This window comes from Streptomyces sp. NPDC088197, assembly GCF_044741185.1.
Lineage (GTDB): Bacteria > Actinomycetota > Actinomycetes > Streptomycetales > Streptomycetaceae > Actinacidiphila.
In genome coordinates, this window is record NZ_JBIUSD010000008.1 from 320,418 (window position 1) to 338,838 (window position 18,421).

Below are 18,421 nucleotides of genomic sequence, written 5' to 3' on the forward strand. Positions count from 1 at the left end.
AGGCCCCCGCCACCGGCCCCGGCGGGGCGGTTCGGTCGTCTCCGGGCACCGGCCGGTGGCGGCGGTCCGCGTGGTTGCATTCCCCGGGGCGGCGCGGGGTCAGCCCCGGGTCCAGGCGCCTTCGGAAGCGGCCCGCAGGGCGTATTCGGTGAAGTCGCGCGGCGGACGCCCCAGGGCTTGCCGGACGCCGTCCGCGGTGTGGGCGTTGCGGCCGTCGAGGACTTCGGTGAACAGGTCGGTGAGGAGCGAGACCAGCTCGGCGGGAAGCCCGTGGGAGCCGAGCAGGGCGGCGTACTCGGCGGCCGGCAGGTGCGTGTACCGGATGTCGCGCCCCGTGGCGCGGGCGATCTCGGCGGTGGCCTCGCCGAAGGTGAGCAGGCGGGGCCCGGTGACCTCGTACACCTTCCCCTCGTGCCCCGGCGCGGTCAGCGCGGCCACGGCGACGTCCGCGACGTCCTCGGCGTCGACGAAGGGCTCGCCGACCTCACCCGCGGGCAGCGCGATCTCCCCGGCGAGCACCGGCTCCAGCAGATAGTCCTCGCTGAAGTTCTGGGCGAACCAGCTCGACCGTACGATCGTCCAGTCGGCGCCGCTGTCCTGGACGGCCCGCTCGCCGCGGAGCGCGCCCGGCTCGCCGCGGCCGGAGAGCAGGACCAGCCGCCGTACGCCCAGCTCCACGGCGAGCGCGGCGAAGGCGCCCACGTCGTCGGCGCCCTCGGGCGCGGCCAGGTCCGGGGAGTAGGCGATGTAGGCGGCGCGGACGCCGTCGAGCACCTTCGGCCAGGTCCCCCGGTCCTCCCAGAGGAACGGCGGCTCGCCCGCCCGCGAGCCGATCCGTACCCGCAGCCCGTGCTCGCGCAGCCCGGCGGCGACGCGGCGGCCGGTCTTCCCGTTGCCGCCGAGGACCAGCACCGTCTCGTGTCGTGCGTCTGTCGTCGTCATGGGTCAAGCCAACGTCAGCGGCCCTCCCCCGGACCATGGCCGACCCGCTCACCGGCATACGCGGGCGTCTTCGGCCGTCTCGACCGGCTCAGCCGCGGGCGGCGCCCGAGAAGTGCTCCCTGACCAGCGCCTCGACGGTGTCGGTGTCCCCCGCGACGAGGGCGTCGAGCAGTACGGCGTGCTCGGTGGCGTCGGCGAGCAGCTCCGCCGGGGCCGGGCGGGCGGCGTGCGGCGGGCGCGGGACGGCCAGCGGCCACTGGGCGCGGCGGTGCAGCTCGTCGGCGACGGAGACGAGCTGGAGGTTGCCCGACAGGCCCAGCATCGCGCGGTGGAAGGCGCGGTCGGACTCGGCGTAGGCGGCCCGGTCGCCGAGGGCGGCGGCGGTCACGGTCGCCTCGGCCAGCGGGCGCAGCGCCTCCCACTGGTCGGCGGTGACGCTGCGGGCGAGGCCGAGGACGACGGGCACCTCGAGCAGGGCGCGGATCTCGGCCAGCTCCGCCAGGTCGCGGGCGCTGCGCTCGGTGATCCGGAAGCCGCGGTTGGGCAGCACCTCGACGGCGCCCTCGCGGGCCAGCAGTTGCATGGCCTCGCGGATGGGCGTGGCGGAGACGCCGTAGCGGCCGGCGAGGGCGGGCGCGGAGTGCACGGTGCCGGGCGGCAGCTCACCGCTGACCAGCGCGTGCCGCAGCGCTCCGAGCACCTGGTCGCGTACGGACAGCCGCTCGGGCATGCGCCGCGGCGCGGGCAGCTCCGGCTGCCCGGCGTGCGGGTGGTCGCCGCGTACCTGCTCGGCGCCCCCGGGTGCGGCTCGTTCCACGCGGCGTCCCTCTCCGTACTCCGTGAGCGTGACCGGCCGTCCTGGCCGTGACCGGTGACCAGTGCCTGGTGACGCCACTCGGGTGGCGCAGTGCGGTAAGCGTAACCCGCGCCGGTGGTGTCCCCGGCCGCCCGCGCATTACCCCCACGGGGTATCGCGCGGAGCGCCGTACGCGCGCCGGTCACCGCCCGCCGACGGAAATTCCCCACACCGGATTCCGTGGGACACAGTGACGTCGGACAGGTCCGACGTCAGCTTCCGGAACCATGAGTGGACTGGTCCAACGGCCGTATCCCCCACCGGCATTGGACCAGTCCGAGAGAACGGACCGGGCTGGCGGAGCCGACCGGGCGTGCGGTCTCGTTTATTCTTGTGCGACCTTGTTTACTCTCGGTTCGCTCTCGCCCATGGAGTCCGCATGGCCCTGTTCGATCTGCCCCTCGAAGAACTGCGCTCGTACCGGCCGGAGCGCCACGAGCCCGACGACTTCGACGCCTTCTGGAAGCGCACGCTCGACGAGGCGGCGCGGTCGGCTCCCGACGCCGAATTCCTGCCCGTCGACGTTGCGTTGACGGCCGTCGATGTCTTCGACACGACCTTCTCCGGCTGGGGCGGCCACCCGATATCCGCCTGGCTGGTCGTGCCGCGCGGCGCGGAGGGCCCGGTGCCGTGCGTGGTGCAGTACATCGGGTACGGCGGCGGGCGCGGCCTGCCGCACGACCATCTGGTGTGGGCCGCCACCGGCCGGGCCGTGCTGGTGGTGGACACCCGCGGCCAGGGCGCGGTGGGCCGCAACAGCGCGGGCTCGACGCCGGACCCGCACGGCGGCGGCAACCCGCAGGCCCCCGGCTTCATGACCCGCGGCATCCTGGACCCCGAGGCGTACTACTACCGCCGGGTCTTCACCGACGCCGTCCGCGCGGTGGACGTGGCGGCGGCCCATCCCGCCGTCGACGCCGGGCGGGTGTACGTGGCCGGCGGCAGCCAGGGCGGCGGCATCGCGACCGCTGCCGCCGGACTGCACCCGGGGGTCGCCGCGGCGCTGATCGACGTGCCCTTCCTGTCGCACTTCCGGCGCGCGCTGACCCTCACCGACCGGGACCCGTACCAGGAGATCGTGCTGTTCCTCGCGACCCAACGCGGCACGGACGACGACGTGTTCACGACCCTCTCGTACTTCGACGGCCTCAACTTCGCCGCCCGCGCGACGGCTCCGGCGCTGTACTCGGTGGCCCTCATGGACCAGGTCTGCCCGCCGTCGACGGTCTTCGCCTCGTACAACCACTGGTCGGGCAGCACGAAGGACATCAGCGTCTACCCCTGGAACGGCCACGAGGGCGGCTCCGCCGAACACCGCGCCACCCAGCTCCGCTGGCTCCGCGACCTGGAGGCGCAGCGGTAGCGGACCGACGCGACACGCCCGGCACGGGCGGCGGCCGGGGCGGGCAGCGGCCAGGGCGGGCCGGTGGGGGCGCGGGGCAGCCGGAGGGGGGCGTGCGGGCACACCTTTCCCCCGAATGCCGTAGTGGCAAACACCCCGGATTGCTCAAGAACCCTTCTCCATGAGTAAGGTAAGCCTTACCTCGTAACGATCTCGTGTCGCTCGAAACACCCGATGGTGAGCCGCATGCCCGTGTCCAGAATCCTGCCGCCCGCCGCACCGACCGGCTCGCCACTGACCATGGCGTACGACCGGCTCGCCGAGGTCTTCCCCGGCCTCGTCGTGACCGAGGCGACCGACGTGACCCAACCGCTGCCGCACGGCCCCGGCTGGGTCGGGGCGCGCGAACTGGCGGACGGCGGCGCGGCGGCGGACGCCCTCACGGACACCGTCGCCGCCCAGGTCACGGCCGACCACGGCCGCCGCCCGCGACCCGACGTGGCGGCGGCGCTGGCGCTGCACCGCTACGCGTGGCCCGCGTGCCTGCTCTTCACCGTGCCGTGGTTCCTCAGCCGCCGGGTGCCGCGGCTGGCGGTCACCGACGTGTCCTTCCACCGCGCCGCGGGCCGGATGACCGTACGGCCGCGCTCCTTCGCCTGCCTGCCGGACGACCCGGCCGCGGCGCTTCCCCACGCCCGCGTCGTGCCCGACGAGGCGGCACTGCGCGACGAACTGCGGGCCGCGCTGGCCGAGCATCTCGCGCCGCTGCTGGAGGGATTCGGGCCGCGGCTGCGGCGCGGACCGCGTGCGCTGTGGGGCATGGCGACCGACGAGATCACCGAAGGGCTCTGGCGCGTGGGGCAGTTGCTGGGCGAGGAGGAGCGGGCCGCGGCGGAGCTGGCCGCGCTGCTGCCCGGTGGCACTACGCCGTATGCGGGAGGCGCCGCATTCCGCGAACTGACGGTCCCGACCGGTACTGACGTACCGTCACCGCCCGTGAGCCGGACCCGGGACCGGCTCACCTGCTGCCGGTTCTATACGATCAGTCCGGCCGATGCCTGCACCACCTGCCCGCGGACCTGCGACGCGGACCGGATCAGGCGGCTGGTCTCGGCAGCCTGACGATCACGCTACGATCTCGCTCAACTGAGTTGTTGTGGCACGGAAGTTCGAGCAATCCATCCGAAGGCGTGCTCTTGGGCCATAACCTCTCCAGTCATCCGCGCTCTTCGCAAAGATGTCGCTCGTAAGCCGTCCCGCGGCCCGAGCGCGACGGAAGCGACACTAGGAATCGCACATGAGACTTACGGACATATCGCTGGACTGGGCGCTCTCGGGGGCCATCGGCCTGGTCGTCCTCGTGGCCTGCGTGCTCGTCTTCCGCAACCGCAAGGCGAGTTCGAGCAGCGCCGACGGCGCCCAGGTGGATTCGTGGGAGCGCAGTGAGGAGCGCCGTCGCCGCAAGGAGGCGATATACGGCAGCGCCTCGTACGTGCTGCTCTTCTGCTGCGCCGCCGTCGCCGCGGCCCTCTCCTTCCACGGCCTGGTCGGCTTCGGCCGGGAGAACCTCAACCTGACCGGCGGCTGGGAGTACCTGGTCCCGTTCGGCCTGGACGGCGCGGCGATGTTCTGCTCCGTACTGGCCGTGCGGGAGGCCAGCCACGGTGACGCGGCTCTCGGCTCGCGCATGCTGGTGTGGCTGTTCGCCGGCGCCGCCGCCTGGTTCAACTGGGTGCACGCGCCGCGCGGTATCGACCACGCCGGTGCTCCGCAGTTCTTCGCCGGGATGTCGCTCTCGGCCGCGGTCCTCTTCGACCGCGCGCTGAAGCAGACCCGCCGGGCGGCGCTGCGCGAGCAGGGGCTCGTACCGCGTCCGCTGCCGCAGATCCGCATGGTGCGGTGGATGCGGGCACCGCGTGAGACGTACGCGGCCTGGTCCCTGATGCTCCTCGAAGGCGTACGCACGCTGGACGAGGCGGTCGAGGAGGTCCGGGAGGACAAGCGGGAGCGCGAGCAGAACGTGATGCGCCGCCGCGACCACGACCGGCTGGAGCGGGCGCGCGTCAAGGCGCTCAACCGGCAGCACAGGAACTGGCCGCGTGGTGGCGGCCGGGGCGGCCGTCAGGTCGAACTGCCTCCGGCGGCCAGTGCCGCGGGCGGCAGCGGCCAGGCCGCATCGGAGCCTGCCATAGAGGCCCACGCGGCCGAACTCCCCGTCCGCGCCCGTCCGGCGCTCCAGCCGGTACGCGAGGACGCCGCGGCCCCCTTCACCATCGACCTGACGGCGGAGGACGACACGATGACCCTCCCCCGACTGGACTCCCTGGAACGCAAGCTGGAGGAAATGGAACGCCAATTCGGCTGAGCCGAAAGCCGGTTGTCGACTGCCGCCCACGGGTGGTGGGGCACGGGAGAGATACCCGGGTCCCCGCCCCGTGGGCGCTGTCACGCGCGGCGGGCGTCGACTTCGAACCAGACGACCTTGCCCTTGCCGCGTGAGTGCGCGCCCCAGGCGTCGGCCAGGGACTGCACGAGGAGGAGCCCGCGGCCCGAAGTGCCGTGGTCCTCGGGGGCGGTCGCCTGGGCCGGGAGCCTCGGGTGCCGGGCGAGGTCGTCGTAGACCTCGACGCGCAGCCGCTCCCCGGCCGTCCGCCCGGGGACGAGTGTGGCGGTGAGCACCGCCCCGTCGGTGGTGTGCTGGAGTGCGTTGGTGACCAGCTCGGTGGCGAGCAGCTCCGCCGTGTCGCAGAGCACGGGCACTCCCCAGTCCCGCAGATGCTCGCGCAGCAGGCGACGCACCTCGGCCACGGCCGGGAGGTCGGCGTGCCGCACCGTATGCCGCAGTATCTGCCCCGTGATGTCCGTCTGATCCCCCAGTTCCCCTGCTTCGGGCTCTTCCATGGCCCCGCTCCGGTCGCCGCCGCGATTCCCCGGTCGAACTTTCTTGCCGATAGGCATTCCCAGCCCCACAGGTTCCAGTCCTGCGCGCGTGATCCCCTGATGTGTCCCGGATGCGCGCAGCCGACGTCACATCGGAGGTCTGCGGATCGCGCCGCCGCCGTCGCGGATTCTCGACCCGGGCAGGCACTCTGACCTCCACTCCCTAGAGAGGTCCGATGTATAGCCGACTCAGCGTTGTGAAAATCCTTGACACTACGCGGTCACGGCCTCCACTCTGTGGCGCACTCATCCCATGTGTCTCTTGGGTGTTGCGCCTGTGTTGTCGTCCCGTTGCCTCGGGAGGGGCCCGTGTACTCACCGCAAGGAAAACTCGGACGTCGGCGAATGATCCGACCACCCGCGCTCGTCACCACCGCACTTCTGGCGGCGGGCCTGCTCACCGCGGGCCTGCTCGTCCCCGCCGCCGCCCCGCCGGCCGCGGCGGCGACCGCGACCACGGCCTGGCAGAACGGCGGCTTCCATGTCGACACCCCCAATGTGATCCGCCGCTCGAACATCGTGCTCGGCTCGCCGAACACCGCCGCCGCGCAGTCGCTGCCGCTGGGCAACGGCTCGCTGGGCGCCGCCGCCTGGGCCGCGGGCGGCTTCACCGCACAGCTCAACCGCGCCGACACCCTGCCGGGCCGCAAGTCCCCGGGCCAGGTGCAGATTCCGGGCCTGTCCGCGCTGACGAACGCGAGCGACTTCAAGGGCTCGCTGGACGTCTACACCGGTGTGCTCACCGAGTCCGGCGGCGGCATGACCCTCAAGTCCTGGGTGTCGGCGACCAAGGACGAACTGATCGTGGACGTCACCGGCGCCGATCCGGGCGCCCAGCAGACCGCGACGCTGAGCCTGTGGTCGGGCCGCGGTCCGCAGGCCGCTGTCTCGGGCACCGTCGGCACGCTGGCCGAGACCTGGGTGGACAACCAGGAGGCGGGCTCCTCGGGCCGTACCTTCGGCTCGCTGGCCGCGCTCTCCGCGGGCGGTCGCAATGTCACCGCCTCGGTGGTCAACTCCACCCAGGTGAAGGTCGCGTTCACCCCCAACGCCGACGGCTCCTACCGGGTGATCCTCGGCGCCCCGGCCTGGACCGGCGGCAACGCGGCGACCACCGCCGCGAATCTGCTCGGCTCCGACGCGACCGCTGCCGAGTCCTCGCTGCTGTCCTCCCAGCAGTCCTGGTGGTCCGGCTTCTGGGCCAACTCCGGTGTCCTTGAGGCGAATTCGGCCGACGGCACCGCGCAGTACATGGAGACGCTGCGCACCTTGTACCTGTACATGGAGGCCGCCTCGATGCGCGGCACCGTGCCGGGCAGCCAGGCGGGCGTCGCCGACATGTTCAACTTCGGCCAGGACCACCAGAACTGGACGCCGTCGGCGACCTGGCTGTGGAATCTGCGCACCCAGATCTCCGCGAACACCAGCAGCGGCAACTTCGCGCTGAACATCCCGATCTTCAACCTCTACCAGAACAACCTGGCCGCCATCGAGGCGTGGACCAAGCAGCAGATGGGCGGCACACCGGGCGCCTGCGTCCCCGAGGTCATGCGGTTCAACGGCAACGGCGGCGACCCCGGCAACGGCGCCAACGCGGCGTGCAGCCAGCCGGGCAGCCCCAACTGGAACGCCCTGAACATCACCTCGGGCGCCGAGATCAGCCTGTTCATCTGGCAGCAGTACCTGGCCACCGGCGACATCAACTTCCTGCGCACGTACTACCCGTTGCTGAAGTCGTCGGCGACCTTCCTGCTCAACTACCAGAAGGTCGGCTCGGACGGGAAGCTGCACGCGGTCGCCAACGCGCACGAGACGCAGTGGGCGGTGCAGGACCCGACGACCGACCTGGCCGCGGACGCCGCGCTCTTCCCCGTGGTGATCAAGGCGGCGCAGCTCCTCAACACCGGGGACACCGCGCTGATCTCGCAACTGACCACCGCGCAGGGCCAGATACCGGCGTGGGCGCGTACCGACTACGGCCGTACGCAGGTGCTGCCGCCGTCGGCGGACGCGTCGAACAACGACATCATCGCGTACTCGTACCAGCCGACCGCGCAGATCAGGAACAGCGAGAACATCGACCTGGAGCCGGTGTGGCCGTACAACCTGGTCACTGACGACCCGGGGTCGCTGCGGGACCTGGCGGTGCGCTCGTACAACCACCGGGCGGTGACCGGGGGCAACGACTGGAGCATGGACGCGATCGACGCGGCCAGGCTCGGGCTGGCCAGTGAGGTCGCGGCGAGGCTGACGTCGATCACCCAGAGCCACCAGGTGTACATCAACGGGCTGGCCGACCTCGGCAACACCGTCGGCACGGAGGCGTACATCGAGCAGGCGTCCGGTGTCGCGACCGCGCTGAACGAGGCGCTGGTGCAGGACTACGACGGGCTGCTGCGGATCGCCCCGGCCTGGCCGGCCGGCTGGGACGCGGCAGGCACGGTCTCGGTGCAGGGCAACACCAAGGTGGACGTGCAGGTCCAGAACGGCACCCCGGTCACGGTCGCCATCCAGGCCGGGTCGTCGCAGACCATGCGCGTGCGCAACCCCTGGCCGGGTCAGTCGGTGCAGGTGGTGAACGGTTCGAGCAACGCCGTCGTGGTCGCGCCGACCACCGCGGGCACCTTCAATGTGCCGGTCGCCTCGGGGCAGTCGTACCTCGTCGAGCCGGTGGCCGCGCCGACCACGGCGCTGCCCTACGCGCAGGTCTCCGGCTCCCCCGCCACCGCCGCCAAGCACCTGGGCAATGTGCAGATCGGTCTGGACGGCGGCGGTACCGCGCCCGGCGGCGGCACGGTGGTCTCGCTGCGCGCGCACGCCAACGGCCAGTACGTGACGGCGGACAACGCGGGCGCGGCGCCGCTGATCGCCAACCGTACGGCCATCGGGCCCTGGGAGCAGTTCGACGAGATCGACCAGGGCGGCGGTTGGATCGCGCTGCGCGCGCACGCCAACAACAAGTACGTGACGGCCGACAACGCGGGCGCCGCCCCGCTGCTCGCCAAGGTCGACGCGGTCGGCACCTGGGAGCAGTTCCAGCTCGTGCGCAACGGCGACGGGAGCGTCAGCCTGCGGGCGCGGGTCAACAACCAGTACGTGACGGCCGAGAACGGGGGCGCGGCGGCGCTGATCGCGAATCGGGCGGCCATCGGGCAGTGGGAGGAGTTCGATCTGATCCAGAGTTGACGGCTTTTCCTCCGTCGGCCCCCTGTTCCGTCCCGCGGTACCCGTACAGCGACGGCTGATTGTCCGGGCACCGCTGGACCGGGACGGGGGGTCGAGCCGGTGGAACGTGCCGGTCGGGGTGTGCTGGAGGGCGCGGTCCTGGGTCACAACGGAGCCGAACGGGGCTACGGGCGCGGCACGTTGCGCAGATTGGAGCGCGCGAGCTGCACCATCTTGCCGACGCCGCCGTCCAGTACGACCTTGCCCACCGACAGCGCGAAGCCGCCGATCTGCTCGCCGGTGATCTTCGGCGGGATGGACAGGGCGTGCGGGTCGGTGACGACGTCGACCAGGGCGGGCCCCTTGTGCCGGAAGGCGCCGCGCAGCGCGTCCCGCAGGTCCTTGGGCTTCTCGACCCGGACGCCGTAGGCCCCGGCGGCGTTGGCGATGGCCGCGAAGTCCGGGTTGTGGTTGGTGGTGCCGTACGCGGGCAGGCCCTCGACCATCATCTCCAGCTCGACCATGCCGAGCGAGGAGTTGTTGAACAGCACGACCTTGACGGGGAGTTCGTACTGGACGAGCGTCAGGAAGTCGCCCATCAGCATGGTGAAGCCGCCGTCGCCCGACATCGACACCACCTGCCTGCGGCGGTCGAGGAACTGCGCGCCGATCGCCTGCGGCAGCGCGTTCGCCATCGAGCCGTGCGTGAAGGAGCCGATGACGCGGCGCTTGCCGTTGGGCGTCAGATAACGCGCCGCCCACACATTGCACATGCCGGTGTCGACGGTGAACACCGCGTCGTCCGCGGCCTCTTCGTCGAGCACGGACGCCACGTACTCCGGGTGGATCGGCACGTGCTTGTCGACCTTGCGGGTGTACGCCTTCACGACGCCTTCCAGCGCGTCGCTGTGCTTCTTCAGCATCCGGTTGAGGAATTTACGGTCGGACTTCTCCCGCACCTTCGGCGTCAGGCAGCGCAGCGTCTCGCCGACGTCGCCCCACACCGCCAGGTCCAGCTTCGAGCGGCGCCCGAGGTGCTCGGGCCGCACGTCGACCTGCACGATCGTCACGTCGTCCGGCAGGAAGGCGTTGTACGGGAAGTCGGTGCCGAGCAGGATCAGCAGGTCGCACTCGTGCATCGCCTCGTACGCGGCGCCGTAGCCGAGCAGACCGCTCATGCCGACGTCGTACGGATTGTCGTACTGGATCCACTCCTTGCCGCGCAGGGCGTGGCCGACCGGGGCCTTGACGCGTTCGGCGAAGGCCATCACCTCGTCGTGCGAGCCCGCGGTGCCGCTGCCGCAGAACAGGGCGACCTTGTTGGCGCCGTTGACGAGCCGGGCGAAGACGTCGAGTTCCGCGTCGCCGGGGCGGACGGTGGGGCGGCGGGTGACCAGGGCGTGCTCGATGCTGCGCTGCGGCGCGGTCTGGGCGGCGATGTCGCCCGGCAGGCTGATGACGCTGACGCCGCCGCGGCCCACCGCGTGCTGGATGGCGGTCTGGAGGACCCGCGGCATCTGCGCCGGGTTGGAGATCAGCTCGCTGTAGTGGCTGCACTCGCGGAAGAGCTGGTCGGGGTGGGTCTCCTGGAAGTAGCCGGTGCCGATCTCGCTGCTGGGGATGTGCGAGGCGAGCGCCAGCACCGGGGCCATCGAGCGGTGCGCGTCGTACAGGCCGTTGATCAGGTGCAGATTGCCGGGGCCGCAGGAACCCGCGCAGGCCGCGAGCTTGCCGGTGAGCTGGGCCTCCGCGCCCGCCGCGAAGGCCGCGACCTCCTCGTGGCGTACGTGCACCCATTCGATGGAACGGTTGCGGCGTACGGCGTCCACGACGGGGTTGAGGCTGTCGCCCACCACCCCGTACACGCGCTGTACGCCCGCGCGCACCAGCACGTCGATGAACTGCTCGGCCACGGTCTGCTTCGCCATCGGGCCCACCTGTCCTCGTCGGTGACTCCTCTCATCTCACCGGGAAGTGGGTGGCCCCGCATCCGGGAGCGCCGGGGCGCGCCCGGTCACGCGTCCCAGACGGTCACCGCCGTCCGGTCGTCGGCGTAGCCCTTGACGCGGGTCTGGGCGTCGGCCAGATACGCGGCCATGCCGGGCGGTCCCGCGCCCCAGCGGCCTGCCAGGTGGACGGCCAGCGCGGGCTCGCCGCGCAGCGGTTCCGCGAGGCCGCCGCTGCACATCACCAGCGCGTCGCCGGGCTGCGCGACGGTGGCCCGGAAGCGGAACGGCGCCGCCGTCTCGTCCGGCGCCAGGTCCAGGTCCTGCCAGGTGTCGTCCCTGATCCGGAACAGTCCGCCGTCGCCAACGCCGAAGAACAGCCGGGTCCGGCACTCCGGGTCCGCGGGCAGCAGCAGACAGCGCAGCGAGGCGGTGTACGTGCCCTCGTCCAGGCCCAGGTCCTCGCCGCGGGCCCGCAGGCGTCCGTAGCAACGGTCGGTCAGCCGGTGCAGGCCCGACTTGAGCGAGCCTCTGCGGGCCGCGCGCAGGTCGTCAGAGAGCCGGTTCCTGCTCCGGCCGACCGCGCCCGCGATCCACCGCACCGCGTCCTGCGCCGCCTTGTGCGCGTCGTCCGCCGCGCGGGCGCCGCTGGCCATCGCGACCAGCAGCAGCGCCTCGTCGCCGCTGCCGAAGCGGGCCGTGAGCAGGGCGTCCCTGCGGGGCTGGCCCCGGTACCGCGCCGAGTCGCCGCGCAACGACACCGTCCGGACCGTCATGCGGCCGTACCGCGCGCCGTCCAGCACCGTGTCCGCCACCAGGGCGCCGAGGTCGTCCGGTTCCGCCTCCGGCCACGCGGTCGGCTCCGCCGCGTACGTCGGCGGCCCCCCGCCCACCACCTCCGGCTCCGCGACCTCGTCCCGCGCCCCCACCGCCGCCACCCACCCGGGCGGCAGCTCCGGCGCCCACCGCACCTCCCCTTCCACGAACCCCGTCTCCCGCCCCCACCCCGCCGCCGACCCGGCCGCCTTCCCTGCGCCCTCGGTCGCCCCGGTCCCGGCCTCGGCACCGTCCCGCTCCCCCGCCTGCCCCTTCCGCCCGCCGACCGGCACGCCGACCGGCACGCCGACGACCGCGGGCCCCGCCCACGGACGGCGGGGCTCGACCGAAGCGGACGGCTGCGGGGGATTGGGCTGTTCGGACTCCGACCCGTCGGACTCGCCCGGCACCGCCGGGACAGACTCGGCGTCAGCCGCCTGCGAAGGGCGTGACGGATCGGGCTCCGGCTCGACCGGTTCGGCCTCGGCCGCAGGTGTCTCCGGAGAAGGACCCGGCTGGGCCAGTGCCTCCGGAGAAGGACCCGGCTGATCGTTCTGCGCTGCGGTCGGCACACCCACGGCAGTCGGACCCACCCAGGGACGGCGGGGCTCGGCCGGGGCGGACTGCTGCGTGGGGCTCGGCTGATCGGGCTCCGGTACGGCGGGCGGCTGGGCCGCCCAGGAGCGATCGACCTCCGCCCCGGGCGGGACAGCCCAGGGAGAGCCGGGCTCCGGGGAGGCGGTGGGGGCCTCCCGGTCGGCCGGGACAGGCTCGGCGTCAGCCGCCTGCGGGGAGGGACCCGACTGGGCGGGCTCCGCCTCGGTCGGGGGGACCCACGGGCGGCGGGGCTCGGGCGGGGCGGACGGCTGCGGGGGAATGGGCTGGGCGGGCTCGTCCGGTGTCGCAGGGGCGGGTGGTTGGGCCGCAGAAGGGGAACGATCGGGGGCAGGTCCGGGCGGGGCGGTCTGCGGGCTCGGGGGTGCGCTCGGCGTGGTCGGGGCGGGCGGCCAGGGGTAGTTGGGGTCCGCCGCGCCGGTCGGGGCGGTAAACGGGCGGTGGGGCTCGGCCTCGGGGCGGTCCGCCTCCGGGGTGGCCCAGGAGTTGTCGGAGGGGGGCGGCTCGGGCGCGGGGCGGCGGGCTGCCAGGAGTTGGTCGAGCGCCGAGTCGGTCGGCGACGGCGGTCCGGAATCGTCCGGCTCGGCCGGTGCCGGTTCGGCCGTCTCGGGGGTCGGGGCCTGCCAGGCGGTGCGGGGCCAGAGGGCAGGCTCGTCCGGGGAAGCGGGCGGGGGGTCCTCGACGGCGAAGGTCGGGGTGGCCGACCATGCGTCCCACGATGCTCCGGGCGTATCGCCCTCCGGCGCCTCCGGCTCTTCGGCGACGGGCTCCGGCGCCGGTGCCGGCTCGGGGGCGGCCGAAGGTGAGCGGGTCCACCAGGAGTCGGACGCGGGGCGCGGCGCCTCGCGGGGCTCCGGGGCGGGGGCCGACGGCTCGGGGCGTTCGGCGAAGGTGGGAGCGGACGACCAGGCGTCCCAAGGGCGTTGCTCCGGCCGGGGCGGCGGAGTGGGCTCGGGCGCGGTGGCCTCCGGAGCCTCTTCCGGTGGCGGCGGCGCCGTGCCGAAGGTCGGCTCGGCCGACCAGGCGTCCCACGCGGGAGCGTCATCGACCGGCGGCGCGTCCGGCGCGGCGATCGACGGCTTGGCGGGTGGTTCGGCCGAGGACTCGACCGGCGGCTCGGCCGGCCGCTCGGCCGGCACCACGTCGACCGGCACCTCGTCAGCCGGTACCTCGTCAGCCGGTACCTCGTCGGCCGGTACCTCGGGCGACGCGTCCTGCTGAGCCGGAATCGACACCGAAGCGGGCTCCGGAGCCGAGACCGGCACCGTGGTCGGGACCGGCGCCGGAGGCGCACCCGGTGTGCGCGGCGGCCCCGGCCAGGAAGGGGGCGGAGGCGGCGGAGTGGGCCGACGCAGTCGCAACGTGTCGGCGGCCGGCGTCGGCGGCGGAGGCGCCACCGCGTCCAGCGCCGTATCGAAGTGCGCGTCGACGGAATCCGGCGTGGCGGACGGCGTGGCCGCGTCGTCGTCGTACAACTGACGCCACCAGTCGTCCTCTTGGCTGCTGTGGGAGTCCCCCTGCTGGCTCATGCCCTTATTGTCCACCGCACGGGCCGCCGGGAAACGTGGAACCGCCGGGCCGGCCCCGCCCCCACAGCAGGGCCGCCCGGCGGAGTCGGCGTCCCCGGCCGGGACCTCGGGAAAGATCCTCCGGGGACCGCACCGAGACCTTCGGACGCGTCCGGAGACTTCTTCCGGGGGCTGCCACGGACACCGTCCCCGGCGCCTTCCGTCCCGCCTCCCGCGAAGCCACCGAAAAGCTCCCCGTCAAGCTCTCCGCAAAGCTCGGTGTCGATCACACTGGCAGAGCGGACCTGCGGGAGTACAAGATGACCAAGGCGGGAAACCGCCGTGGCTCATTTCCGCCACCGTCACCATCACCGCAGGGAGGGGGCTCCGTGCTCGGCGCCATCGGTCTGGACGAAGCGCAGGAATCGGCCTACCGGGCGCTGGTCGGCCTGGGCGCGGCCGAGGTCGGCGACCTGTCGCACCGCCTCGGGCTGAACGAGGAGGACGCGGGCCGCATCCTGCGCAGGCTGGAGGGGCACGGGCTGGTCGCGCAGTCGTCGGCGCGGCCCGGCCGCTGGGTCGCCGCCCCACCGGCCGTGGCGCTGTCGGCGCTGCTGACCCGGCAGCGGCACGAGTTGGAGCAGGCGGAGCTGGCCGCCGCCGTCCTGGCCGCCGAGTTCCGGGCGGAGGCGACGGAACCGGCCGTGCACGACCTGGTCGAGGTGGTCACCGGAGCCAACGCGGTGGCGCAGCGCTTCCTGCAACTCCAGTTCGGCGCGGAGAGCGAGGTCTGCGCCCTGGTCACCGACCGCCCGGTGGCCATCACCGGGACGGAGAACGACGCCGAGCAGGAGGCGTCCCGACGCGGCGTCACGTACCGCGTGGTGCTGGAACGTTCCGTCGTGACGAGCCCGAGCGGTTTCACGGAGGTGTCCGCCGCGCTCGGCAGGAACGAACAGGTGCGGGTGGTGGACCGGGTGCCGACCAAACTGGTGGTGGCCGACCGGTCGTTGGCGATGGTGCCGCTGACCCGCCGCCTCGCCCAGCCCGCCGCGCTGGTCGTGCACGCCAGCGGGCTGCTGGAGTCGCTGATGGGGCTGTTCGAGGGAGTGTGGCGGCAGGGGATGCCGCTGAGCCTGGACGGGACGGGCACCGTGGCCGAGGAGTCCCCCGAGGCGCCGGACAGCACCGACCTGCGCATCCTCTCGCTGCTGCTGGCCGGTCTGACGGACGCCTCTGCGGCCAAGCAGCTCGACCTCGGGCTGCGCACCGTGCAGCGCCGGGTCAAACGGCTGATGGAGATCGCCGAGGTCACCACCCGCCTCCAGCTCGGCTGGCACGCCTACGAACGCGGCTGGGTGGCACGCGGCGACACGGACGTATGAGCGCGGGGCCGTACGCGGCGGCCGGTGACCGGCGACCTGGCCGACGGTCCCGCCGGAAGGGTGAGCGCGCCACCGGACGGTTGACGGCGCGGCGGACCGACGACGTCCCCACGGCGTACGGACGGCGTACGAGCGGCGTACGCGAGTGGTCCTACGGGTCTCGGACAGGTCTCGCCTTGCGCCCCGAGGGTGATCCGCCCGGCGGACGGGCGCGTCATCGGGCAGGGTGGGCTCATGGGGACCGCACAGGTGTGCCTGATCGGCGCGGTGATGCTGCTCGGACTCGTCGGTGTGCTGGCCCCCGGCGTGCCGGGGACGCTGCTCTGCTGGGCCGCCGTCATGTGGTGGGCGACGCAGGAGCACACGAGCCTGACCTGGGGCGTACTGGCCGGGGCGACCGGTCTGCTGGCCGTCGTCCAGGTGGTGGTGTGGCTGCTCCCGGCGCGCCGGATCCGCGATTCGGGCATCACCTGGCACACCGTGCTGGTCGCGGGCTCCTTCGCCATCGCCGGTTTCTTCCTGATCCCGGTGCTGGGCGCGGTCCTCGGCTTCGTCGGCACGATCTACGCGACCGAGCGCGTACGCCTCGGCGGCCACCGCGCCGCCTGGACCGCGACCCGCACCGCGATGCGCGCGGTGGGCGGCTCCGTCCTGGTCGAACTCCTGGCGTGCCTCGTCGTGGCGGGCGCGTGGCTGGGCGCGGTGATCGCGGGCTGACCGGCACCCGGCCCCGCGCTCAGGGGGAGACGTACGGGGTGTGCGGTCGTACGGACATACGTATGGCCGTACGACCGCGCGTCCCCAATCGGCCTAGGTCCTGGATAGGTCAAAGGTCCAATGGCCCGGTGCGCTCACCCGTGTGAGGGTGAGGGCATGGCGATCAAGACACCCAGGACAGCGCTGACCGAGGCCGAGCTGCGCTATCTGCGCACGCAGCGCCTCGGGCGGCTGGCGACCGTGGACGCGCAGGGCCGTCCGCAGGCCAATCCGGTCGGCTACTTCCTTCGCCCGGACGGCACGGTCGACATCGGCGGCTACACGATGGGCGCCACGAAGAAGTGGCGCAATGTGGCGGCGAACCACTATGTGTCGCTGGTCGTGGACGACATCGCGGGCACCGACCCGTGGACGGTGCGCGGGGTCGAGATCCGCGGCACCGCCGAGCAGGTCGTGGGCCCGCACGACCTCGGCGCGCAGATGAGCGACGAGTTGATCCGGATCCACCCGTACTCGATCATCGGCTGGGGCCTGGAGGACTGACCCCGCGCGCCGGACCTCGCCGGGCGTCGCTCGCACGACCGTCGCCCGGCCCGCACAAGGCGCACACACGGCACACCCGTCTCACCTGCCGAACCGACACGGAGAGCGCTCTCACGCCGCGCCGGGGGACCCGTTACGCTGTGCGCGTACCGGCCCCCGGTTTTCTGTTATTTCCGCGTGAAGGAGACGTCCCTTGTCCGACCCGAGCTTCGCGCCGCGTCCTACGCTGGAGGCCGTCGCCGCGCGGGCCGGGGTGTCGCGTGCCACCGCCTCGCGGGTGGTCAACGGCAGCGAAGGGGTACGGGCGCCGCTGGTGGAGCGGGTCCGCAAGGCCGTGGACGAGCTGGGATATGTGCCCAATCAGGCGGCCCGCACGCTGGTGACGCGGCGCAACGACGCCATCGCGGTGGTGGTCGCCGAGCCGGAGACGCGGTTCTTCACCGACCCGTTCTTCGCGCAGCAGGTGCGCGGGATCAGCAAGGAACTCACCGCGCGGGACAATCAGTTGGTGCTGCTGCTGACCGAAGGGGCCGCCGATTACGAGCGGGTCGGCCGCTATCTGGCGGGCGGACACGTCGACGGCGCGCTGATCTTCTCGCTGCACACCGACGACTCGCTGCCCGTGCTGGCCCGCAGGGCCGGAGTGCCCACGGTGATCGGCGGGCGGCCCGGCTGGACCGACTTCGACAGCGACCACGGCACGTTGTACGTGGACTGCGACAACCGGGGCGGTGCGCGGGACGCGGTACGGCACCTGCTGAGGATCGGCCGCCGCCGGATCGCCCACATCGCGGGGCCACTTGACCAGACGGCGTCGGTGGACCGGCTGGACGGGTTCCGTGACGTGCTGCCGGAGACCGACCCGCGGATGATCGCCGAGGGCGACTTCACCCCGGAAGGCGGCGCCCGCGCCATGGCCGAACTCCTCCAGCGCTGCCCCGACCTGGACGCCGTCTTCGCCGCCTCCGACGTCATGGCCTCCGGCGCCCTGCGCGTCCTGCGCACCTCAGGACACCGCGTCCCCGACGACATCGCCGTCGTCGGCTTCGACGACATGGTCTCCGTCGCCGAATGGACCGACCCGCCCCTGACCACCGTCCGCCAGGACATCGAGGAAATGGGCCGCCTCATGGCCCGCCTCCTCCTGCGCGCGGTGGCGCCGCCGACGGGCCCGCAGAGCGTTCCCGCCCTGTCCTCCATCGTCACGCCGACGCACCTCGTGGTCCGCGCCTCCGCCTGAGCGCCGAATCCCGGCCCGAGCACCACGCTTCCCCCTGAGCGCCGCACCGCGCCCGTCCGAGGGCACTCGGCACCGCCCGACTCCGCCTGACATACCGTCACTTCATCGGATCGAACCCACGCGCGAACACCGGTCCCCCACCTGTGGGTTGGGAACGTCGGGCGAAGGGAAGGTCACGAACAGGTAGCGAAGGTGAGGGCACGGTGAAGGCCGTGCCGGAGGCGAGGAGGTCCGACATGGCATACAGCGTGATTCTCGGCGTCGTGATCGTCGTGCTCGTGGTCGCCTGTGTCGTCGGCTCGTTCTGGAGTGCGGGCAGCCCGATCGCGGTGCGGCGCCGCCACCAGCAGGGTCCTGGCGGCGGCGCCGGATAGGGTCCGCGCCCGTACGGTCGGCCGTACGGGAC

14 protein-coding genes are annotated in these 18,421 nt (G+C 73.0%); 9 read left to right on the forward strand and 5 right to left on the reverse strand.

Features of this window, described 5'->3' with window-relative positions; genetic code table 11:
• Positions 1-99: 99 nt before the first annotated feature.
• Both ACIOC1_RS21720 and ACIOC1_RS21725 read right to left on the reverse strand, forming a co-directional pair.
• Entirely contained in the window at positions 100-942 is an 843-nt protein-coding gene (locus tag ACIOC1_RS21720) for an NmrA family transcriptional regulator (protein ID WP_355338860.1), read from the reverse strand.
• An 88-nt stretch (positions 943-1,030) separates the two neighbouring features.
• Positions 1,031-1,759, reverse strand: a complete 729-nt coding sequence (locus ACIOC1_RS21725; RefSeq protein ID WP_355338857.1) for a GntR family transcriptional regulator — start codon at positions 1,757-1,759, stop codon at positions 1,031-1,033.
• A gap of 418 nt (positions 1,760-2,177) precedes the next feature.
• On the opposite strand from ACIOC1_RS21725, the gene ACIOC1_RS21730 reads away from it, so the two are divergent.
• The 3 genes from ACIOC1_RS21730 (at position 2,178) to ACIOC1_RS21740 (ending at position 5,505) form a co-directional block, all read left to right on the forward strand.
• Complete coding sequence (locus ACIOC1_RS21730) at positions 2,178-3,161, forward strand: acetylxylan esterase (protein ID WP_401856090.1); 984 nt, start codon at positions 2,178-2,180, stop codon at positions 3,159-3,161.
• A gap of 225 nt (positions 3,162-3,386) precedes the next feature.
• The gene (locus tag ACIOC1_RS21735; protein WP_401719681.1) at positions 3,387-4,262 is read left to right on the forward strand and encodes a (2Fe-2S)-binding protein; all 876 of its coding nucleotides are present in this window, start codon (positions 3,387-3,389) and stop codon (positions 4,260-4,262) included.
• Between the two features lie 175 nt (positions 4,263-4,437).
• Positions 4,438-5,505, forward strand: a complete 1,068-nt coding sequence (locus ACIOC1_RS21740) for a DUF2637 domain-containing protein (protein WP_355338847.1) — start codon at positions 4,438-4,440, stop codon at positions 5,503-5,505.
• Positions 5,506-5,585: 80 nt separating this feature from the next.
• Here the strand turns inward: ACIOC1_RS21740 and ACIOC1_RS21745 are convergent, their stop codons facing one another.
• Entirely contained in the window at positions 5,586-6,041 is a 456-nt protein-coding gene (locus ACIOC1_RS21745) for an ATP-binding protein (protein ID WP_355338844.1), read from the reverse strand.
• A 384-nt stretch (positions 6,042-6,425) separates the two neighbouring features.
• On the opposite strand from ACIOC1_RS21745, the gene ACIOC1_RS21750 reads away from it, so the two are divergent.
• On the forward strand, positions 6,426-9,266 hold the full coding sequence (locus tag ACIOC1_RS21750) for a fascin domain-containing protein (RefSeq protein ID WP_401311744.1): 2,841 nt from the start codon (positions 6,426-6,428) through the stop codon (positions 9,264-9,266).
• Between the two features lie 164 nt (positions 9,267-9,430).
• Here ACIOC1_RS21750 and ACIOC1_RS21755 read toward each other — a convergent pair whose 3' ends face one another.
• Complete coding sequence (locus tag ACIOC1_RS21755) at positions 9,431-11,173, reverse strand: pyruvate dehydrogenase (protein WP_355338838.1); 1,743 nt, start codon at positions 11,171-11,173, stop codon at positions 9,431-9,433.
• 86 nt (positions 11,174-11,259) lie between these two features.
• A complete protein-coding gene (locus tag ACIOC1_RS21760) occupies positions 11,260-14,151 on the reverse strand; it encodes a protein phosphatase 2C domain-containing protein (RefSeq protein ID WP_401856091.1) in 2,892 nt (963 codons plus the stop codon).
• 368 nt (positions 14,152-14,519) lie between these two features.
• Here ACIOC1_RS21760 and ACIOC1_RS21765 point away from each other — a divergent pair, with 368 nt between their 5' ends.
• The 5 genes from ACIOC1_RS21765 (at position 14,520) to ACIOC1_RS21785 (ending at position 18,389) form a co-directional block, all read left to right on the forward strand.
• A complete protein-coding gene (locus ACIOC1_RS21765) occupies positions 14,520-15,515 on the forward strand; it encodes a helix-turn-helix domain-containing protein (RefSeq protein ID WP_401311750.1) in 996 nt (331 codons plus the stop codon).
• A 234-nt stretch (positions 15,516-15,749) separates the two neighbouring features.
• The gene (locus ACIOC1_RS21770) at positions 15,750-16,232 is read left to right on the forward strand and encodes a DUF456 domain-containing protein (RefSeq protein WP_188282878.1); all 483 of its coding nucleotides are present in this window, start codon (positions 15,750-15,752) and stop codon (positions 16,230-16,232) included.
• A 156-nt stretch (positions 16,233-16,388) separates the two neighbouring features.
• Positions 16,389-16,775: a PPOX class F420-dependent oxidoreductase gene (locus ACIOC1_RS21775; protein WP_355350185.1), complete on the forward strand. Its 387-nt coding sequence runs from the start codon at positions 16,389-16,391 to the stop codon at positions 16,773-16,775.
• 193 nt (positions 16,776-16,968) lie between these two features.
• Positions 16,969-18,015, forward strand: coding sequence for a LacI family DNA-binding transcriptional regulator (locus tag ACIOC1_RS21780; protein WP_355350182.1), 1,047 nt, complete (start codon positions 16,969-16,971; stop codon positions 18,013-18,015).
• A 236-nt stretch (positions 18,016-18,251) separates the two neighbouring features.
• Positions 18,252-18,389: a hypothetical protein gene (locus ACIOC1_RS21785; protein WP_188282881.1), complete on the forward strand. Its 138-nt coding sequence runs from the start codon at positions 18,252-18,254 to the stop codon at positions 18,387-18,389.
• The last annotated feature ends 32 nt before the right edge of the window (positions 18,390-18,421 follow it).

Coding starts and splice junctions, on each gene's coding strand:
- ACIOC1_RS21745 (WP_355338844.1), bottom strand. CDS start 6,041: ATGGAAGAGCCCGAAGCAGGGGAACTGGGGGATCAGACGGACATCACG.
- ACIOC1_RS21720 (WP_355338860.1), bottom strand. CDS start 942: ATGACGACGACAGACGCACGACACGAGACGGTGCTGGTCCTCGGCGGC.
- ACIOC1_RS21770 (WP_188282878.1), top strand. CDS start 15,750: ATGGGGACCGCACAGGTGTGCCTGATCGGCGCGGTGATGCTGCTCGGA.
- ACIOC1_RS21755 (WP_355338838.1), bottom strand. CDS start 11,173: ATGGCGAAGCAGACCGTGGCCGAGCAGTTCATCGACGTGCTGGTGCGC.
- ACIOC1_RS21785 (WP_188282881.1), top strand. CDS start 18,252: ATGGCATACAGCGTGATTCTCGGCGTCGTGATCGTCGTGCTCGTGGTC.
- ACIOC1_RS21740 (WP_355338847.1), top strand. CDS start 4,438: ATGAGACTTACGGACATATCGCTGGACTGGGCGCTCTCGGGGGCCATC.
- ACIOC1_RS21775 (WP_355350185.1), top strand. CDS start 16,389: ATGGCGATCAAGACACCCAGGACAGCGCTGACCGAGGCCGAGCTGCGC.
- ACIOC1_RS21760 (WP_401856091.1), bottom strand. CDS start 14,151: ATGAGCCAGCAGGGGGACTCCCACAGCAGCCAAGAGGACGACTGGTGG.
- ACIOC1_RS21750 (WP_401311744.1), top strand. CDS start 6,426: ATGATCCGACCACCCGCGCTCGTCACCACCGCACTTCTGGCGGCGGGC.
- ACIOC1_RS21730 (WP_401856090.1), top strand. CDS start 2,178: ATGGCCCTGTTCGATCTGCCCCTCGAAGAACTGCGCTCGTACCGGCCG.
- ACIOC1_RS21735 (WP_401719681.1), top strand. CDS start 3,387: ATGCCCGTGTCCAGAATCCTGCCGCCCGCCGCACCGACCGGCTCGCCA.